Raw genomic sequence first — 18,126 nt, 5'->3', positions numbered from 1 at the left:
GTGTCAATGTACGCCCGTGAAGCGACTCGCGGCGATCGCCGCCGTCCTGATGCTGGTCGCCGCCTGCGCCGACGAACCGCCGCGGCTGTCGGAGTGGGACGCCGGCTCCGCCCGGGGCATCTTCGACACCCGGCCCGGCCAGCCGTACGCGTTCGAGGAGATGACGCTCTGCCTGGACGAGCCCGGGTCGGCGGTGATCACGGACGTCGCGCCGATCGAGCCCGCCGGCGGGTTCGAGGTGCTCGACTTCTCCGTCCAGCCGCCCAACCAGGGCGACAGCCGGAACTACCTGGCCGAACCGACCGAGCGCCTGGCGGCCGGCGGGTATCCGGCGGACGGCCCGATGGTCGTCGACGGCGTCTGCCCGGACGACCGGACCGGCGAGGGCGGCACGGCCTTCAACCTGGGCATCGAGGTCGCCTACTCCGCCCCCGACGCCGGCACGGCGAGGGGGTTCCGGGTGACCTACGAATCCGGCGGCGAGTCGCTGACCGTGGTCCGGCCGTTCGCCATCTCGCTGTGCACCGCGCCGATGGGCGAGGCCGAGCCCGTCACCCCACCCGAGTGCGAGGTGGAGATCGTCGAGTCCGGCTAGGTCAGACCCGCTCGACGGTGACGTTGGAGGGGAACTCGCGGTCGGCGAACTTGCCGATCGCGTAGGTCGAGAACGCGTCGATGCCGGCGCTGACGGCGCCGCCGACCAGCGGCACCCGGCGCACGATCGCCAGCGTCGCGTGCTTGCCGCCGATACGCGCCACCAGCTGGGACGTGACGGCGGCGACGGCGCGCTCGACGACCGCCGGGTCGGGCTCGTTCAGTCCCGTCGCGATGTCGAACGGACGGCCCGGCAGGTCGCGGCCGCGCAGCGCCTCCTCGACGCCGTCGCGGCCGAGCAGCGTCACGAGCGCGGCCGTGCGGACCCGCGGGTCGGCGAGGTCGTAGCCGCGCAGATGGGCGATGGCCGCGGCCATGCGCAGGTGCAGGACGGCGATCCCGGCGATGTTGGCCGGGATGGTCACCGGCATGGTGACGATGCCGCCGATGTTCGTGACGAAGCCCTGCACGCCGGCCAGCCGGACGTGCTGCTCGATGAGGTCACGGAGGGCGCGGTCGACGTCGCCGCGCTTGTCGAGATGACGGCGCGCCACCTCGCGGGCGCCCGGGAAGCCGGGGAAGCCCTCGATGGCCTTGGCCATGAACTGGTTGGCGCCGCGGGCGGCCACCAGCGGCGCGGCCCGGCGCGCCGCCGTCGTGCCCGCCCACGTACCGATGGTCCGTCGCACACCCATGCCTCCACTGTACGTGCGGAGCAGGCCCAGCGGATTACCCTGACGGAGGAGCCCAACACCTAGAGGGAGGCCACGTGCCGGTCGAGCCACCCCCGACCCGATGGGAGCTGCCGAGCACGTCCGGCGACGACGACCTCGTCGCGTTCGGCGCCGACCTCGAGCCGGGGACGCTGCTGGCCGCGTACCGCAACGGGCTGTTCCCGATGCCGATCGACCAGTTGCTCGGCCGGGCCACGGACCTGGCATGGTGGTCGCCCAACCCGCGCGGCGTGCTGCCGCTCGGCGGGCTGAAGGTGTCGCGGTCGCTGCGGCAGTCGACGCGCAGGTTCGAGATCCGGGTCGACTCGGCGTTCGCCGACGTCATCGACGCGTGCGCCGACCCGTCCCGGCCCGGCGCCTGGATCAGCACCGACATCCGGCGCGCCTACGAGCGGCTGCATCGGCTGGGCTGGGCGCACTCGATCGAGGCGTGGACGCCGGACGGACGGCTGGCCGGCGGGCTGTACGGCGTCGCGATCGGCGGGCTGTTCGCCGGCGAGTCGATGTTCCACGCCCGGCAGCGGTGGGGCCGCGACGCGTCCAAGGTCGCGCTCGTCGCGCTGGTCGAGATGCTGCGCGCCGAGCACCCGGTCGGCCGGCTGCTCGACGTGCAGTGGGGCACCCGGCACCTGGCCAGCCTCGGCGTCGTCGAGATCCCCCGGCCGGAGTACCTGAGCCGGCTGCGCCGCGCACTGGAGCTGCCACTGCCGCCGGCGTTCGCCGGACACGCCGCTCACAAGGCAAAATGAGGGCATGCCCGAGCTGCCCGAGGTCGAAGCGCTCGCGGCCTTCCTGCGGGAGAAGGCCGTGGGCAAGGTCGTCGCCCGTGTCGACGTCGCCGCGATCAGCGTGCTGAAGACGTTCGACCCGCCCCTCACCGCGCTCGGCGGGCTCACCGTCACCGGCGTCGGCCGGCACGGCAAGTTCGTCGACCTCGACTGCGACGGCGTCCACCTCGTCATCCATCTGGCCCGGGCCGGCTGGCTGCGCTGGAGCGACGCGCTGTCGCCGAAGCCGCCGAAGCCGGGCAGCGGCCCGCTGGCGCTGCGGGTGCACCTGAACGACGAGTCCGGCTTCGACCTCACCGAGGCCGGCACCCGCAAGCGGCTCGCGGTCTACGTCGTCCGCGACCCCGCCGACGTGCCCGGCATCGCCCGGCTCGGCGTCGACCCGCTGTCCGACGAGTTCACCGTCGAGCGGCTGCAGCAGATCCTCACTGACGCCGGCCGGGCGCAGATCAAGGGCGTGCTGCGCGACCAGGCGGTCATCGCCGGCATCGGCAACGCCTACTCCGACGAGGTGCTGCACGCGGCCAAGCTGTCGCCGTTCCAGCCCTCGTCGACGCTCGACGCCGACGGCGTGGCCGGCCTGCACGCCGTCATCGTCGACGAGCTGGCGACGGCGCTGAAGCGGGCCGCGGGGCTGGCGGCGAAGGACCTCAAGGACAGCAAGCGCACCAACATGCGGGTGCACGGCCGGACCGGCGAGACGTGCCCGGTCTGCGGGGACGTCGTGCGCGAGGTGTCGTTCGCCGACTCCTCGCTGCAGTACTGCGCCACCTGCCAGACCGGCGGCAAGATCCTCGCCGACCGGCGCATGTCCAAGCTGCTCAAGTAGGTCGTCAGAACCCGGCGGCGACGGCGCGCGCGTTCGCCTGGGCGGTGGCCCGGCCGGCGGCGACGTCGCCGGTGGCCGCGTCGGGGCGCAGCGCGATCGTCTCGACGTCGGCCACGCCGGCCCAGCGCAGCCAGCCCTCCAGGTACGACGTCTGGAAGTCCGCGCCGAACGCGGGGCCGCGGCCGGGCGCGTAGACGGCGCTGGAGTAGACGACGGCCGCCTTCTTCCCGCGCAGCAACCCGCGGTAGCCGGTGGCCGGGTCGAACGCGAACACCAGGCCCGGCTGGCTCACCACGTCGATGAACTGCTTGAGCACGTACGGGACGCCGTGGTTCCACATCGGCACGCTGAACAGGTAGTGGTCGGCGGCGTCGAAGCGGGCGAACGCGGCGGTGACGTCGCGCCACACGTCGCGCTGCGCGGCATCGAGGTCTTGGCCGGCGAAGACCGCCATCTTGGCGTGCGCCGCCGTCGGGCCGAACGCCGGCAGGGTGCCGTCCCACAGGTCCCAGGTGGTGATCTCGTGGTCCGGGTGGGCGGCTCGATAAGCGGCGAGGAACTCCTCGGCGAGCAGCAGGGACTCGGACGAGGCGCCGCGCGGCGAGGCGGAGAGGTGCAGCAGGGTCGGCATGACGGGTCCTTTCTGGACTACAGTCCGGTTGTGTCCAGTGACAAGAACGGACCACAGTCCGTTTATTCCGGGCTGCTCGAACTCCGGCCGGCGCAGCCGCGGGAGCGCGCCGACGCGGCCCGCAACCGGGTCGCTGTGCTCGACGCGGCCGCCCGGCTGTTCGCGGCGCGCGGCGTCGACGCAGTGACGATGGACGCGGTCGCGGCGGCGGCCGGCGTCGGCAAGGGGACGGTGTTCCGGCGATTCGGCGACAAGGCCGGACTGGCGGTCGCGCTGCTGGACGAGCGGGAACGGGAGCTGCAGGAGGCGATCCTGTTCGGCCCCGCGCCCCTCGGCCCCGGGCCGGCCGACGGCGTCGCGCCGGGCGAGCGGCTGACGGCGTTCGTCGACGCCTACCTGGACTATGCGCTGGACCACGTCGACCTGCTGCGGATGTCGGAGACGGCGTCGCCGGGGGCGCGGTACCGGATCGGGGCGTACCGGTTCTGGCATCGCCACGTCGCGCTGCTGCTGGCGGCCGCCCAGCCGGACGCCGACGCGGAGGCGCTGGCGCACGCCGTCCTGGCGCCGCTGGCCGCCGAGCACCTGCGCGCCGTCGTCGCGGAGCTCGGCCCCGCCCGCGCCCGGGCCGCCGCCCACGCCGTCGCCCACGTCGCGGTGTGTGGGGCGCCGGGGCTTGGCACGCCGGAGCGCTCCACAAACGCGGCATTTCGGTCACGATAGGTCACCGCCAGCGTGCCAAGCACGACGCTCCAGCGTGCCAAGCGCCGCTCTGGGCCGTGGTGCATGGACGGGCGGCTGTCAGGGGATGGGCAGGGCAGGCTTCCGGCGTTGCGATCCCGCGCCGGGTAGCGCCGGAGCTTGGCACGCCGGAGCGCTCCACAAACGCGGCATTTCGGTCTCGATAGGTCACTGCCAGCGTGCCAAGCACGACGCTCCAGCGTGCCAAGGCGCATCTGGCGCGACTCGACCCCGGTTTGTTAACGTTCACACATGAGCCCGGAGCGGATGCCGGTCATGGCAGACGTCGCGCGGATCGCGGGCGTCTCGCACCAGACCGTGTCCCGGGTGCTGAACCACCACCCGAACGTGCGGCCCGCCACCCGCGACCGCGTCCTCGCCGCGATCGAGGAGCTCGGCTACCGGCGCAACCTCTCCGCCCGGGCGCTGGTCACCCGGCGCACGAACACGCTCGGCGTCGTCGCGTTCGACACGACGCTGTACGGGCCGGCCAGCACGCTGTTCGGACTGGAGCAGGCCGCCCGCGACGCCGGGTACTTCATCAGCATCGTCAGCCTCAAGACGATCAACCGGAAGACCGTCGGCGAGGCGCTGGACTACCTGGCCGCGCAGGCGGTCGACGGGCTGATCGCGATCGCGCCGCAGGTCGAGGCCGCGGCCGCCGTGTCCGCGCTGCGGGGCAACGTCCCGGTCGTGGCGGTCGAGGGCGGCGAGGCCGACGGCATGCCGGTCGTCGCCGTCGACCAGGTGCGCGGCGCCGAGCTGGCCACCCGGCATCTGCTCGACCTCGGGCACCGCACGGTCTGGCACGTCGCCGGGCCGGCCGACTGGCTGGAGGCCGAGGGCCGCCGTCGCGGCTGGCGCAACGTCCTCGCCGAGGCGCGGATCGACGCGCCACCGGTCGTCGAGGGCGACTGGAGCCCGCGCGCGGGCTACACGGCCGGGCGGCGCATCGCCGACGAGGCCCGGGCCGGCCGGGCGAGCGCGGTCTTCGTCGCCAACGACCAGATGGCGCTCGGCCTGCTGCGCGCCCTGGACGAGGCCGGCGTCCGGGTGCCGCAGGACGTCAGCATCGTCGGCTTCGACGACATCCCGGAGGCGGAGTTCCTGACCCCGCCGCTGACCACCGTCCGCCAGGACTTCGCCGAGGTCGGCCGCAAGAGCATCGCGCTGCTGCTCGACCTGATCGAGGCCGGGCCGCAGGCCGAGCCCGGCCGCGTCGTCGTCCCACCCGCCTTCGTGATCCGCGCGAGCACCGCCCCGCCGAGAGCGACCTAGACAACACAGCCACCCAGGACCGGAACCGCACCAGGGAGTCACTTGTGAGCGATAACAACGACGCGGTCGTCGTCGGTGTCGACTACGGAACGCTGTCCGGCCGGGCCGTCGTGGTCCGTGTCTCCGACGGCGCCGAGCTCGGCAGCGCGGTGCACGCGTACACCCACGGCGTCGTCGACGACACGCTGCCCGGCACGGGCGAGAAGCTGCCGCCGGACTGGGCGCTGCAGGTGCCGTCGGACTACGTCGACGTGCTGAGGAGCGCGGTGCCGCAGGCGCTCACCGAGGCCGGCGTCGACCCGCAGAACGTCATCGGCATCGCCACCGACTTCACCGCCTGCACGATGGTCCCGACGCTGGCCGACGGCACGCCGCTGAACGAGCTGCCGCAGTTCGCCGGGCGCAAGCACGCCTACGTCAAGCTGTGGAAGCACCATGCCGCCCAGCCGCACGCCGACCGCATCAACACCCTCGCCGCCGAGCGCGGCGAGCCGTGGCTGCCGCGCTATGGCGGGCTGATCTCGTCGGAGTGGGAGTTCGCGAAGGGCCTGCAGCTGCTGGAGGAGGATCCGGAGCTGTACGCGGCGACGGAGCGCTGGGTCGAGGCGGCGGACTGGATCGTCTGGCAGCTCTGCGGCAGCTACGTCCGCAACGCCTGCACCGCCGGCTACAAGGGCATCCGCCAGGACGGCGGGTACCCGTCGCGGGAGTTCCTGGCCGCGCTGAACCCGGAGTTCGCCGGCTTCGTCGAGGACAAGCTGGACCAGCCGATCGGCCAGCTCGGCGACCGCGCCGGCGGCCTGACGGCGCAGGCGGCGGCCTGGACCGGGCTGCCCGAGGGCATCGCCGTCGCCGTCGGCAACGTCGACGCGCACGTGACGGCGCCGGCGGCGCAGGCCGTCGAGCCGGGCCAGATGGTCGCGATCATGGGCACGTCCACCTGCCACGTCATGAACGGCGACGTGCTGCGCGAGGTGCCGGGCATGTGCGGCGTCGTCGACGGCGGCATCATCGCCGGCCTGCAGGGCTACGAGGCCGGGCAGAGCGGCGTCGGCGACATCTTCGGCTGGTTCGTCGACTCGTCGGTCCCCGCGAGCTACGCCGCCGCGGCCGCCCAGCGCAACCAGAGCGTCCACGAGTACCTGACCGAGCTGGCCGCCGCGCAGCGGGTCGGCGAGCATGGGCTGATCGCGCTGGACTGGCACAGCGGCAACCGCTCGGTCCTGGTCGACCACGAGCTGTCCGGCGTCGTCGTCGGCCAGACGCTCGCGACCAGGCCCGAGGACGTCTACCGCGCGCTGATCGAGGCGACGGCGTTCGGCACCCGCACCATCATCGAGACGTTCAACGCCTCCGGCGTCCCGGTGACCGAGCTGATCATCGCCGGCGGCCTGCTGAAGAACCGGCTGATCATGCAGATCTACGCCGACGTCACCGGGCTGCCGCTGAGCGTGATCGGGTCCGAGCAGGGCCCGGCGCTCGGCTCGGCCATCCATGCCGCGGTCGCCGCCGGCGCCTACCCCGACGTGCGGGCCGCCGCGGCGTCGATGGGCAACGTCGAGCGCGGCGTCTACCAGCCGGACCCGGACGACGCGAAGGCCTACGACGCGCTCTACGCCGAGTACGTCACGCTGCACGACCACTTCGGCCGCGGCGGTAACGACGTCATGCACCGCCTGCGGGCGATCAAGCGCGCGGCGGTGGCCCGATGACCGCGTATGCCGAGCTGCGTCGCACGGTCTGCGACCTGCACACGGAGCTGACCAGGAACAACCTGGTGACGTGGACGGCAGGCAACGTGTCCGGCCGGGTGCCGGGCGAGGACCTGTTCGTGATCAAGCCGTCCGGTGTCTCCTACGACGACCTCACGCCGGAGTCGATCGTCGTCTGCGACCTCCACGGCCGGGTCGTCGAGGGCGACCTGTCGCCGTCCAGCGACACCGACGCGCACGCCTACGTCTACCGGAACCTGCCCGAGGTCGGCGGCGTCGTGCACACGCACTCGACGTACGCGACGGCGTGGGCCGCTCGCGCCGAGCCGATCCCGTGCGTGCTGACGGCGATGGCCGACGAGTTCGGCGGCGAGATCCCGGTCGGGCCGTTCGCCCTGATCGGCGACGACTCCATCGGCCGCGGCATCGTCGAGACGCTGAAGGGGCACCGCTCGCGGGCCGTGCTGATGCAGAACCACGGCGTGTTCACCATCGGCAAGGACGCCCGCGCCGCCGTCAAGGCCGCCGTGATGTGCGAGGACGTCGCCCGGACGGTGCACGTGTCCCGCCAGCTCGGCGAGCCGCTGCCGATACCGGCGGCCGACATCGACCGGCTCTACGACCGGTACCAGAACGTCTACGGCCAGTGACGAGGAGATGACGATGGACGACGTGTTCGGGCAGCGCGAGGTCTGGTTCCTGACCGGGAGCCAGGGGCTGTACGGCGACGACGCGCTGCGGCAGGTCGCCGAGCAGTCCCAGGAGGTCGCCGGCGCGCTGGACCAGGCCGCCGACATCCCGGTGCGGGTGGTGTGGAAGCCGGTGCTGACGTCGGCCGACGCGATCCGCAGGGTCGCGCTCGAGGCGAACGCCGACGACTCCTGCGTGGGCCTGATCGCGTGGATGCACACGTTCTCGCCGGCGAAGATGTGGATCGCCGGGCTGGACGCGCTGCGCACGCCGCTGCTGCACCTGCACACGCAGGCCAACCGGTCGCTGCCGTGGGCCGAGCTGGACATGGACTTCATGAACCTGAACCAGGCCGCCCACGGCGATCGCGAGTTCGGCTACATCCAGTCGCGGCTCGGCGTCACCCGCTCGACCGTCGCCGGGCACGTCAGCGACCCCTCCGTCGTGCGCCGCGTGGCCGACTGGGTCCGCGCGGCGATCGGCTACGCCGAGGTGCACTCGCTGCGGCTGGCCCGGTTCGGCGACAACATGCGCGACGTCGCCGTCACCGAGGGCGACAAGGTCGAGGCGCAGCTGCGGCTGGGCGTCTCGGTCAACACCTACGGCGTCAACGATCTGGTCGCGGTCGTCGACGCCGCCACGGACGCCGACGTCGACGCGCTGGTGGCCGAGTACGACGACGTGTACGACCTGGTGCCGGAGCTGCGCAAGGACGGCGATCGGCACGAGTCGCTGCGCTACGCCGCGCGGATCGAGGCCGGCCTGCGCACGTTCCTCACCGACGGCGGGTTCCGCGCGTTCACCACGAACTTCGAGGACCTCGGCGGGCTGCGGCAGCTGCCGGGCCTGGCCGTCCAGCGGCTGATGGCCGACGGCTACGGCTTCGGCGGCGAGGGCGACTGGAAGACGTCGGTGCTGGTCCGGACCGTGAAGACGATGGCGGCCGGGCTGCCCGGCGGCACGTCGTTCATGGAGGACTACACGTACCACTTCGGCCCCGGCGAGCCGAAGATCCTCGGCGCGCACATGCTGGAGGTCTGCCCGTCGATCGCGGCGGCGACGCCGTCGGCGCAGATCCACCCGCTGGGGATCGGCGGCCGGGAGGACCCGGTCCGGCTGGTGTTCGACGCCGCCCCCGGCCCGGCCGTGGTCATGGGCCTGGCCGACATAGGCGACCGGTTCCGGCTGGTCGCCAACGAGATCGACGTCGTGCCGCCGGACGAGCCGCTGCCGAACCTGCCGGTCGCGCGGGCGGTCTGGAAGCCGCGGCCGAGCCTGTCGACCTCGGCCGAGGCCTGGCTGACCGCCGGCGGACCGCACCACACCGTCCTCTCGCAGGCCGTCGGGCCGGACGTGCTCAGTCTGTTCGCGGACATGGTGCGCACCGAGCTGCTGGTCATCGACGCGGACACGACGACCCGCCAGTTCGCCAAGGAGCTGCGCTGGAACCAGGCCTACCACCGCCTGGCCCAGGGCCTCTGACCCTTCGATCATGGGGAGATCGGGCTGCCCGATCTCCCCATGAGACGCCCGCCACATTTGATGTCAAATGTGGCATAGTACTCATGGACCTGCCGACGCCCACCCGCAGAGGCCGTCGCGTCCGGGCACCCACACACATCGGCCGCCGCACCCGGTCCAGCGGTGCGAGAGGAGGGCGTAGACCATCGCACATTGTTACCGGGAACACTCGCGGACATCCTGGGACCAGGGCGTTCGCACGCATCCGACCTCGCAACGAAGGGAAGACGGAGCATGACAATCGAGAAGCCGGGCCTGAGCCGCCGCACGTTCGTGCGTGCGTCCGCCATCGGCGCCGCCATGGTCGCCGCGCCGACCGCCCTCCCCGCTGCCGCCGCCGCTGCGCAGAGCATCGGCGCGACGGCCGACGCGACGTCCGGCGTCCCGTACGTCGGCGCGGGCAGCAACACACCGGTGCGGCCGTTCTGGCCGGCCGAGGTCCGCTTGGGTCCGGGCCTGCTGCAGGAGAAGCGGGACCGGATGAAGGCGTTCCTGCAGACGTTCGACGAGCGCCGCTTCCTCGTGCTGTTCAACAACCAGGCCGGCCGGCCGAACCCGCCCGGGGTGGCGGTGCCCGGCGGCTGGGAGGACGGCGGGCTGCTCAGCGGGCACTGGGCCGGCCACTATCTGAGCGCGCTCGCGCAGGCCTACGCCGATCAGGGCGAGCAGGTCTTCAAGACCAAGCTGGACTGGATGGTGACCGAGCTGGCCGCCTGCCAGGCCGCGATCACCGCGCGCATGGAGGACCCGGACGAGGAGCCGGAGGAGCCCGAGGAGCCGGTCATCGGCCGGGTGCCGGGCCGGTTCGGCAACGCCCTGCGACTCAACGGCGACAGCAACGCCCAGCACGTGCGGCTGCCGCAGGAGGCGGTGTCGCAGCTGACCAACTTCACGGTCGCGACCTGGGTCAACCTCGCCGCGGCGCAGAACTGGAGCCGGGTCTTCGACTTCGGCACCGGCACCGCGGTCAACATGTTCCTGACCGCCAGGGCCGGCGTCACCGGCAACGTCCCCCGGTTCGCGATCACCACCACGGGCAGTGGCGGCGAGCAGCGGATCAACGGCACTGCGGCGGTGCCGATCGGCGAGTGGGTGCACTTCGCCGTCACGCTCGACGGCGGCGTCGGCACGCTGTACGTCAACGGCGCGGTGGCCGGCACCAACCCGAGCATGACGCTCAACCCGACCAACCTCGGCGTCCCGGGCAACGTCTGGATCGGCCGGTCGCAGTACGGCGACCCAATGCTCAACGCGACGATCGACGAGTTCCACATCTTCGACCGGGCGCTGAGCGCGGCCGAGGTCCAGTCGCTGCAGACCTCCGCGGCCGGCAGCACCGGCGGCGGCAACATCGCCTGGTACCGCTGCGACGAGACCGACGGCGCGACGCTGCAGGACGCGTCGCCGAACGGCCGGTCGGCCGGCATCGTGCCGGTGCCCAGCGGGAACGAGCCGCTGTGGACGCCGGTGTACCCCGGCTACCTGGGCGCGATCCCGGAGGACGCGGTGATCCGGCTGGCGCCGCCGCGGTTCGCCGTCTACGGCGGCAACCTGGGCACGAACGTCTGGGCGCCCTGGTACACGCAGCACAAGATCATGCGTGGCCTGCTCGACGCCTACTACCTCGCGGGCAACCAGACCGCGCTGGACGTCGTCACGAAGATGGCGAACTGGGCGCACCTCGCGCTCACCGTCGGCGACAAGAACCACCCGCAGTACACCGGGCCGATCACCCGCAGCGACCTCAACTACATGTGGGACACCTACATCGCCGGCGAGCTCGGCGGCGCGAACGAGATCTTCCCGGAGCTCTACGCGCTCACCGGCGACGAGCAGCACCTCGAGACCGCGAAGCTGTTCGACAACCGCGAGTCGCTGTTCGACGCGGCGGTCGAGGACCGCGACCTCCTCGTGGTGACGAACCCGAGCGAGATCGGGCGCCGCCGGCCGGCCCGGCTGCACGTCAACATGCACGTGCCGAACTTCACCGGCTACCTGCGCATCTTCGAGCAGACCGGCGAGCAGGACTACTTCGACGCGGCGAAGCACTTCTTCACCTGGATCGTCCCGCACCGGATGTTCAGCCACGGCGGCACCGGCGGCAACTTCCCCGGCTCGAACAACAACATCGAGATGTTCCAGAACCGGGACAACATCGCCAACGCGATCGCCCAGGGCGGTGCGGAGACGTGCTCGATCTACAACGTCTCCAAGCTGGCCCGGAACCTGTTCTTCCACACGCAGGACCCGGCCTACATGGACTACTACGAGCGGGCGATCTTCAACCAGATCGCCGGCTCGCGGGCGGACACGACGTCGACCAGCAACCCGCAGGTGACCTACTTCCAGCCGCTGACGCCGGGCGCGAACCGGTCCTACGGCAACACCGGCACCTGTTGCGGCGGCACCGGCCTGGAGAACCACACGAAGTACCAGGACACGGTGTTCTTCAAGTCCGCCGACGGCTCGGCGCTGTGGATCAACCTGTTCGTGCCGTCGACGCTGACCTGGGCCGAGCGCGGCCTCGTCGTCACCCAGGAGACGAGCTTCCCGCGCCAGCAGAGCACCCGGATCACCCTCGAGGGCACCGGCGGGCTGTTCGACGTGCGGCTGCGGGTCCCGGCGTGGGCGACGAACGGGTTCACGGTGCGGGTCAACGGGCGGCCGGCGCCCATGCAGGCGCCGGTGCCGGGGACGTACGCGACGCTGCGGCGGACCTGGCGCTCCGGCGACGTCATCGACGTGTCGATGCCGTTCGGCATCCGGATCGAGCGGGCCATCGACCGGCCGGACACCCAGTCGATCATGTACGGCCCGCTGCTGCTGCCGATCCTCGGCAACCCCGGCGGCGGGACCTACCGGGAGCTGACGCTGTACCGGCACCTGAAGCTGGACGGCGACTACTCGCGCTCGGCGATCACGGCGGCCGGGACCAGCCCCGCGGGCGACGCGCTGTTCACGACGCACGGGTTCACCCTGCGGCCGTGGTACGTCGGCGACACCCAGGCGCACTCGGCGTACTTCCGGCGGGTGGAGCCGTCGATCGTGTTCGGCAGCATCGACACCGGCGTGCCGAACGTGAAGCGCGACGACGACCTGCCGAACTACGACGTGCCGGTCACCGGCATCACGTCGCCGGGCGACGACGGCCTGACGTTCCTGGACGTCGTCTGGGACCAGGCGCCGTTCGCGAACCACGGCGCGTTCGTGGCGGCGGTGGCCCGAACGGCGGCGGAGTTCGTCGCCGCCGGGTTGCTGACCGACGACCAGAAGGACACCGTGGTCTCGGCCGCGGCGAACGCCCGGACCGAGCTGGCGGTCTGACGCACGACGTGGCCCGCCGGCCGGTCCGCGAGACCGGCCGGCGGGTCATCCGGTTCGCGAGGCAGGGTGGGACAGTGATCGACGACTTCGGGCCGACGGAGCTGTGGGAACCGGCGACCCGGCGCGACCCGCACGCGTTCTACGCCCGGGTCCGCGCGGCCGGCCGTCCGGTGCCGCAGTACGACCCGGCCGGCAACCGGTTCTGGATCGTCGCCCGGCATGCCGACGTGCTGGAAGGGCTGCAGCACCCGGAGATCGGGCACGAGCTGCACCGTCACGTCGAGCCGGACCTGTCGCCGTCGGCGTACCCGCCGAGCGAGACCGAGCGGATCTCGTCGCGGCAGCTGATCGCGCTGGACCCGCCCGACCACACCCGGCTGCGGCGGCTGGTCAGCACCGCGTTCACCGCGCGGACGGTGGCCCGGCTGGAGGACTGGATCGCCGGCGTCGCCGCCGAGCTGGTCACGCACGTGCGCGCGCTGGGCCGGTTCGACGCCGTCACCGACCTGGCCGACCCGCTGCCCGTCAACGTCATCGCCCAGCTGGTCGGCGTGCCGGACGAGGACCGGGCCCGGTTCCGGGACTGGTCGGCGACGATCGTCTCCGCGTCCGACTACGACGGAGCGGCCACGCTGGCCTTCGCCGACTACGTCGACGAGCTGGCCGCGCGGCGCCGGGCCGACCCGCGCGACGACCTGATCTCGGCGCTGGTCGCGCAGGAGGCCCAGGGCGACGCGCTGGACCGCGACGAGCTGGTCGCGATGGTGCAGCTGCTGCTGATCGCCGGCCAGGAGACCACCGTCGACGTGATCGCGAACTCTCTGCGGCTGCTGCTCACGCATCCGGAGCAGTGGCACGACCTGCTCGCCGACCCGGCGCTGGCCGGCGCGGCCGTCGAGGAGACGCTGCGCTTCCGCGGCCCGGTCGAGATCGTCCCGCCGCGGTTCGCGTTCCGCGAGCTGGACCTCGCCGGCGGCACGATCCCGGCGTTCGAGCGGGTCGGGCTGTCGCTGTGGGGCGCGAACCGCGATCCGGAGGTCTTCTCCAGCCCGGACATGTTCGACCTCCACCGCGCCGACGTCGCCGGTCACATCGCGTTCGGCTACGGGACGCACTTCTGCCTGGGCGCCTCGCTCGGCCGGCTGGAGGCCCGGCTGATGCTGGAGGCCGTGGCCCGCGAGCTCCCCGGCCTGGAGCTCACCGCGGAAGTGGACGACGTACGCCTCCACCACGGCGGCGCCCTGCCGCTGCAGATCGGGCGCACGTGACTCCGCCTGGTCGCCGATAACAAAGCTTGTTATCGTGATGGTGTGGCGACAGCATACGGTGACTTCGTCCGGACTCGCCGGAGCCTCCTGCGGCTCTCCCAGCGTGAGCTCGCCGAGCGGACGGGCGTGAAGCAGCCGCTCATCGCGGCGATCGAAAGCGGCCGGCGCCAGCCGTCGGACGCCGCTCGCGCCGCCTTGGACCGGGCCTTGGCGATCCGGCCGTCGACGGCGCTGGCGGCTCGCCGCGAGCAGGTCCGAGAGCTGTTCGTCCGGGCCGGTCTGCCGCAGCCACGGGTCTTCGGTTCGGTGGCGCGTGGTGACGACGAAACATCGTCCGATCTGGATCTGATCGTCGAGTTCACCGATCGGCACGACATCGTCGATCTGCTCACGCTGGAGCACGATCTCGAGGAGCTGCTGACCGTCGGCGTGGACGTCGTGGACGCGCGTGCGGACGGCCGGGTGACCGAACACGCGCGCGCGGAGGCCGTCCAGCTGTGACGGCTGGCGATGACGCGGAGTCCGGGCGAGTCGGCCGCCGGCTCCAGGACCTTGCCGGCATGGGCGCCGACGCGGCGTACACGGTGAGCCTGGGCATCGAGGCGTACCTGGACGACAGCCCTCAGGGGCGCGTGCTGCGCAACAACGGCCGGCACATCCTGATCCAGGTCGCCACCGTGGTCGAGAAGCTGCCGGACTCGTTCAAGGACGTCCACGACGACATCGAGTGGGTGGCGATCGCTCGCATGCGCAACCTGATCGCCCATCACTACGACAAGGTCGACGATCGTCTCGTGTTCTCCGCGCTCGCGGTCCGGATTCCGGAACTGATCCGGCGACTCGGCATCGAGGACGCGCCCTAGTCGGGCCGGTTCCGTCCTGCTGACGGAACCGGCCCGACCGGTGTGGGATATCAGCCGCACGTGGTGGCGGCGTAGGTGGCATCGACCTCGGTGATCACCTCCTCGTCGTCGACGGTGCCGGTGGCCTGGACGGTCACCTCGCCCGCGGGGACCTGCGCCAGCCGCGTCGCGAAGGACTGGTAGGCCGCTCGGCCGGGTGCGACGTCCTCGACGGTGCGGGCGCCGTAGGGCGTCTCGATGACGACGTCGACGGGGCCGTCGTGGTCGTTCGTCGCGCGCACCGACACGAACGCCATCCGCCCGATGCAGCGGGACTCGGCCTCGACGGTGACCGGGATCCGCGGCCGCACGCCCGGGTCGTCGGCGAACACGCGCCACTCCGTCGCCGCGACGGCGGAGAACGTCGTGCCGTTGCCGTTCGCCGAGATCATCGCTCGCAGCCGGTCCGTGGTGACCGGGGTGAACGTGACGGTGTTGAACGCCGTCGAGCTGGTCCCGTACGCCGACGGGTTCTCGACGTCGCGCCAGTCCGTGCCGTCCCAGTACTGCAGCACCCAGGTCTGCGGCTCGGCGACGCCCTCGCCGGTCCCCTGCGGCTGGTCGCGCCAGAACTTGATCTCCGCGCCGGTCAGCCGGATCGGCCGCGACCAGGTGTACTGCGCCCACTGAGTGGCCGGCCGGGTGCCGGACCAGGTGCCCCAGATCTGCGCCTGGCTCGGGTTGGCCGGGTCCAGGCCGTCGTTGAGCGCGGTGACGGCGTTCCAGCCGGCGGTGAACGACGCGGTGACGGTGCCGAGCGGGGCGACGTTGCCGGTCAGCGGCCCGGAGATGTCCGCAGGGATGACCGCCGACTTCGCCGTCTCGACGTTGCCGGCGGCGTCGGTGGCCCGGAAGAACACCTGCAGCCGCTGCGCGTCCGGCGCCACGACCGGGCCCGTGTACTGCTGCCACGCCCCGCCCGCGCCGAGCGCGTACTCGATCCGCGCGACGCCGGACGTGGCGTCGGTGGCGGCAACGGCGACCGACCTGGCCGCCTCGTCGACCGTCCCGGCGCTGACCGGCGCGACCCGGTCGATCCGGACCGCGAGGCTCGCATCGGCGGAGGTGTTGCCGGCCCGGTCGGTGGCCCGCGCGACGACGGTGTGCTGGCCGTCGCCGGTCACGACGACGTCGGTGTACCGGACGAAATCGGAGAGGACCGGCGCGCCACCGTCAACCGCGGACGAGATCCGGACCCGGCCGCCGCTGTCGTCGACGCCTGCGGCCCGGACCCGGACGTCGGACCGGTACCAGCCGGCGCTGCCCGCGCTGCCGCTGGGCGTCAGCGTGACGACCGGCGCGGTCTCGTCGCCCTCGGTGTCGCCGGGGTCGATCACGGTGACGGTCGCCGTCACCCGGCCGAAGGCGAAGCCGAGCACCGAGCCCTCGACGGTGAGCGTCCCGGGCGCGGCGACGTCCTCCGGCGACAGCGCGTCCCAGAACGCCGGGATCTGCAGCGTCTCGCCCGACGACGGGAACGTCACCGGCACCGTGCCGGGCAGCTCCGTCTCGCCGACCTCGACGACCAGCGACGGCGGCGCGACCGACGCCGGCTGCTCGGCCAGCACCTTCCACTCCTCCACCGCGACGGCGGAGTACGTGCTGCCGTTCGTCGACGCGTCGAACACCGCCCGCACCTGCGTGGTCGTGACCGGGTCGAACGTCGTGTCCTGGAAGCCGGCCGTGGCGGTGCCGTAGCCGCTCGGGTTCGGCACGTCACGCCAGCCGGCCCCGTCCCAGTACTGGATCCGCCACGCCGCCGGCGCCGCGACACCGACGCCGGTGCCCTGCGGCTGGTCGTTCCAGAACTCGATCTGCGAGCCGGACAGCCGCATCGGCTGCGCCCAGGTGTACTGGACCCACTGCTGCGGCGGGTTGTTGCCGGTCCAGGTGCCCCACATGTCCGGCGGCAGCGGGTTCGGCCGGACGATCTCGTCGTTGAGCGCCTTCACCCAGTACTGGGTCGGCACCGGCGTGTTCGACACCGTGACGGTCGCCTCCTGGGCGACATTGGCCCGCGGCGTCACGTCCTTCACCTTCGGCGGCGTCGTCACGACCGGCTTGATCCGCGGCGGCGACTGCGTGTCGTCCCACTCGAGCCGGTCGATCGCCACCGAGCGGCGGAAGTGGTTGCCGCCCACCGCGTCGGCCGTGTGGTAGGCCAGCCACCACTCCCCGTCGAACTCGACGATGCCGGGGTGGCTGGTCGTCGACGACACCGGCGGCAGGATCGTGCCACGGTACGTCCACGGCCCGGCCGGCGACGTCGCGGTGCCGTAGGCGATGCACGCGTGGTAGTTCGCCGGCGTGCAGGGCGAGGTCGGGCCGGCGTTGTTGCCGGCGTAGGCCAGGTAGTAGGTCCCGTTGCGCTCGAAGATCCAGGCCGCCTCGAAGAAGCCGGTCAGCCCGGTGACGGTGCGGACCGAGCCGATCGGGGTCTTCATGTCCTGCGCGAGCTCCAGCATGCGCAGGTTGCCGAAGCTGCCCCAGTAGATGTAGACGCGCCCGTCGTCGATGAGGATGGTCGGGTCGATGTTGTGGATCGTGTTCGGCGTGGGCACGCGCTGGGAGATGATCGGCGCGCCGGCGTGGTCGGTCCACGGCCCGGTCGGCGAGTCCGAGACGGCGACGCCGATGCCGAACTTGTCGCTGGCGGGGCTGGCCGCCTCGTTCACCGGGACGTACCAGTAGTACCGGCCGTCGACGCCGCGCACCACCTGGCCGGCGTAGGCGCGTCCCGGCGTCGCCCAGGTGAACACCTGCTCCGGGCGCATCAGCGACGGGTGGTGGGTCCACTCGCCGGCGTCGACGTCGGACGTCACGAACGCGCCCCACTCGTTCATGATGAAGTCGTTGCGGGTCGGGCCGGCCTCGTCGTGGCCGGTGTAGATGTAGAGCTGGTCGGCGCCGGTGGAGTTGCCCGGCGCGCCGGCCGGGACGACGAGCGGCGCGGGGTCGGCGGAGTAGTAGCTGCCGTCGCCGAGGATCGGGTTCTCGGTGTTCGTGAACGTGACGGGGTCCGCGGCGGCCGCCGGTGCGACCGGACCGAGCAGGCTCGCGGCCAGCACGGCGGCGACGGCCAGCGGCCCGCCGCGTCTGATGGGGGTCATGGGG

15 protein-coding genes are annotated in these 18,126 nt (G+C 72.4%); 12 read left to right on the top strand and 3 right to left on the bottom strand.

Features of this window, described 5'->3' with window-relative positions:
• Window positions 1-16: 16 nt before the first annotated feature.
• A complete protein-coding gene (locus C1I92_RS01315; protein WP_111252850.1) occupies window positions 17-595 on the top strand; it encodes a hypothetical protein in 579 nt (192 codons plus the stop codon).
• A gap of 1 nt (window position 596) precedes the next feature.
• On the opposite strand, the gene C1I92_RS01310 is transcribed toward C1I92_RS01315, so the two are convergent.
• Window positions 597-1,289, bottom strand: coding sequence for an EcsC family protein (locus C1I92_RS01310; protein WP_111252849.1), 693 nt, complete (start codon window positions 1,287-1,289; stop codon window positions 597-599).
• A 74-nt stretch (window positions 1,290-1,363) separates the two neighbouring features.
• Here C1I92_RS01310 and aat point away from each other — a divergent pair, with 74 nt between their 5' ends.
• Window positions 1,364-2,077, top strand: coding sequence for a leucyl/phenylalanyl-tRNA--protein transferase (aat, locus tag C1I92_RS01305; RefSeq protein WP_111252848.1), 714 nt, complete (start codon window positions 1,364-1,366; stop codon window positions 2,075-2,077).
• A gap of 4 nt (window positions 2,078-2,081) precedes the next feature.
• Window positions 2,082-2,945, top strand: coding sequence for an Fpg/Nei family DNA glycosylase (locus C1I92_RS01300; protein WP_111252847.1), 864 nt, complete (start codon window positions 2,082-2,084; stop codon window positions 2,943-2,945).
• Between the two features lie 4 nt (window positions 2,946-2,949).
• On the opposite strand, the gene C1I92_RS01295 is transcribed toward C1I92_RS01300, so the two are convergent.
• A complete protein-coding gene (locus C1I92_RS01295) occupies window positions 2,950-3,576 on the bottom strand; it encodes an FMN-dependent NADH-azoreductase (RefSeq protein ID WP_111252846.1) in 627 nt (208 codons plus the stop codon).
• Between the two features lie 30 nt (window positions 3,577-3,606).
• On the opposite strand from C1I92_RS01295, the gene C1I92_RS01290 reads away from it, so the two are divergent.
• The 9 genes from C1I92_RS01290 (at window position 3,607) to C1I92_RS01250 (ending at window position 14,973) form a co-directional block, all read left to right on the top strand.
• Window positions 3,607-4,299 carry a TetR/AcrR family transcriptional regulator gene (locus C1I92_RS01290; RefSeq protein ID WP_111252845.1) on the top strand — a complete coding sequence of 231 codons (693 nt, stop codon included), beginning with the start codon at window positions 3,607-3,609 and terminating at the stop codon, window positions 4,297-4,299.
• A gap of 270 nt (window positions 4,300-4,569) precedes the next feature.
• Window positions 4,570-5,595, top strand: a complete 1,026-nt coding sequence (locus C1I92_RS01285) for a LacI family DNA-binding transcriptional regulator (protein WP_199520846.1) — start codon at window positions 4,570-4,572, stop codon at window positions 5,593-5,595.
• A gap of 44 nt (window positions 5,596-5,639) precedes the next feature.
• Window positions 5,640-7,307 carry a ribulokinase gene (gene araB, locus C1I92_RS01280; RefSeq protein WP_111252844.1) on the top strand — a complete coding sequence of 556 codons (1,668 nt, stop codon included), beginning with the start codon at window positions 5,640-5,642 and terminating at the stop codon, window positions 7,305-7,307.
• Window positions 7,304-7,957, top strand: a complete 654-nt coding sequence (locus tag C1I92_RS01275) for an L-ribulose-5-phosphate 4-epimerase (protein ID WP_111252843.1) — start codon at window positions 7,304-7,306, stop codon at window positions 7,955-7,957. Before araB ends, C1I92_RS01275 begins: the two co-directional genes overlap by 4 nt.
• A gap of 13 nt (window positions 7,958-7,970) precedes the next feature.
• Complete coding sequence (gene araA / locus C1I92_RS01270; protein WP_199520845.1) at window positions 7,971-9,479, top strand: L-arabinose isomerase; 1,509 nt, start codon at window positions 7,971-7,973, stop codon at window positions 9,477-9,479.
• A 273-nt stretch (window positions 9,480-9,752) separates the two neighbouring features.
• Window positions 9,753-12,842 (top strand): beta-L-arabinofuranosidase domain-containing protein, encoded by a 3,090-nt coding sequence (locus tag C1I92_RS01265; RefSeq protein WP_111252841.1) that lies wholly within the window; start codon window positions 9,753-9,755, stop codon window positions 12,840-12,842.
• Between the two features lie 74 nt (window positions 12,843-12,916).
• Window positions 12,917-14,110, top strand: coding sequence for a cytochrome P450 (locus C1I92_RS01260; protein WP_158563876.1), 1,194 nt, complete (start codon window positions 12,917-12,919; stop codon window positions 14,108-14,110).
• Between the two features lie 42 nt (window positions 14,111-14,152).
• A complete protein-coding gene (locus tag C1I92_RS01255) occupies window positions 14,153-14,611 on the top strand; it encodes an XRE family transcriptional regulator (protein WP_111252839.1) in 459 nt (152 codons plus the stop codon).
• On the top strand, window positions 14,608-14,973 hold the full coding sequence (locus C1I92_RS01250) for a HepT-like ribonuclease domain-containing protein (RefSeq protein WP_199520844.1): 366 nt from the start codon (window positions 14,608-14,610) through the stop codon (window positions 14,971-14,973). The genes C1I92_RS01255 and C1I92_RS01250 overlap by 4 nt, the downstream gene beginning before the upstream one ends.
• Before the next feature lie 50 nt (window positions 14,974-15,023).
• Here C1I92_RS01250 and C1I92_RS01245 read toward each other — a convergent pair whose 3' ends face one another.
• Window positions 15,024-18,122 (bottom strand): family 43 glycosylhydrolase, encoded by a 3,099-nt coding sequence (locus C1I92_RS01245; protein WP_111252837.1) that lies wholly within the window; start codon window positions 18,120-18,122, stop codon window positions 15,024-15,026.
• Window positions 18,123-18,126 lie beyond the last annotated feature (4 nt).

Origin of the sequence: Jiangella anatolica (assembly GCF_003236295.1) — a bacterium.
GTDB classification, from domain to species: Bacteria; Actinomycetota; Actinomycetes; order Jiangellales; family Jiangellaceae; genus Jiangella; species Jiangella anatolica.
The sequence above is the reverse complement of the archived record's forward strand: the minus strand, read 5'-3'. Positions and strand labels throughout refer to the sequence as shown.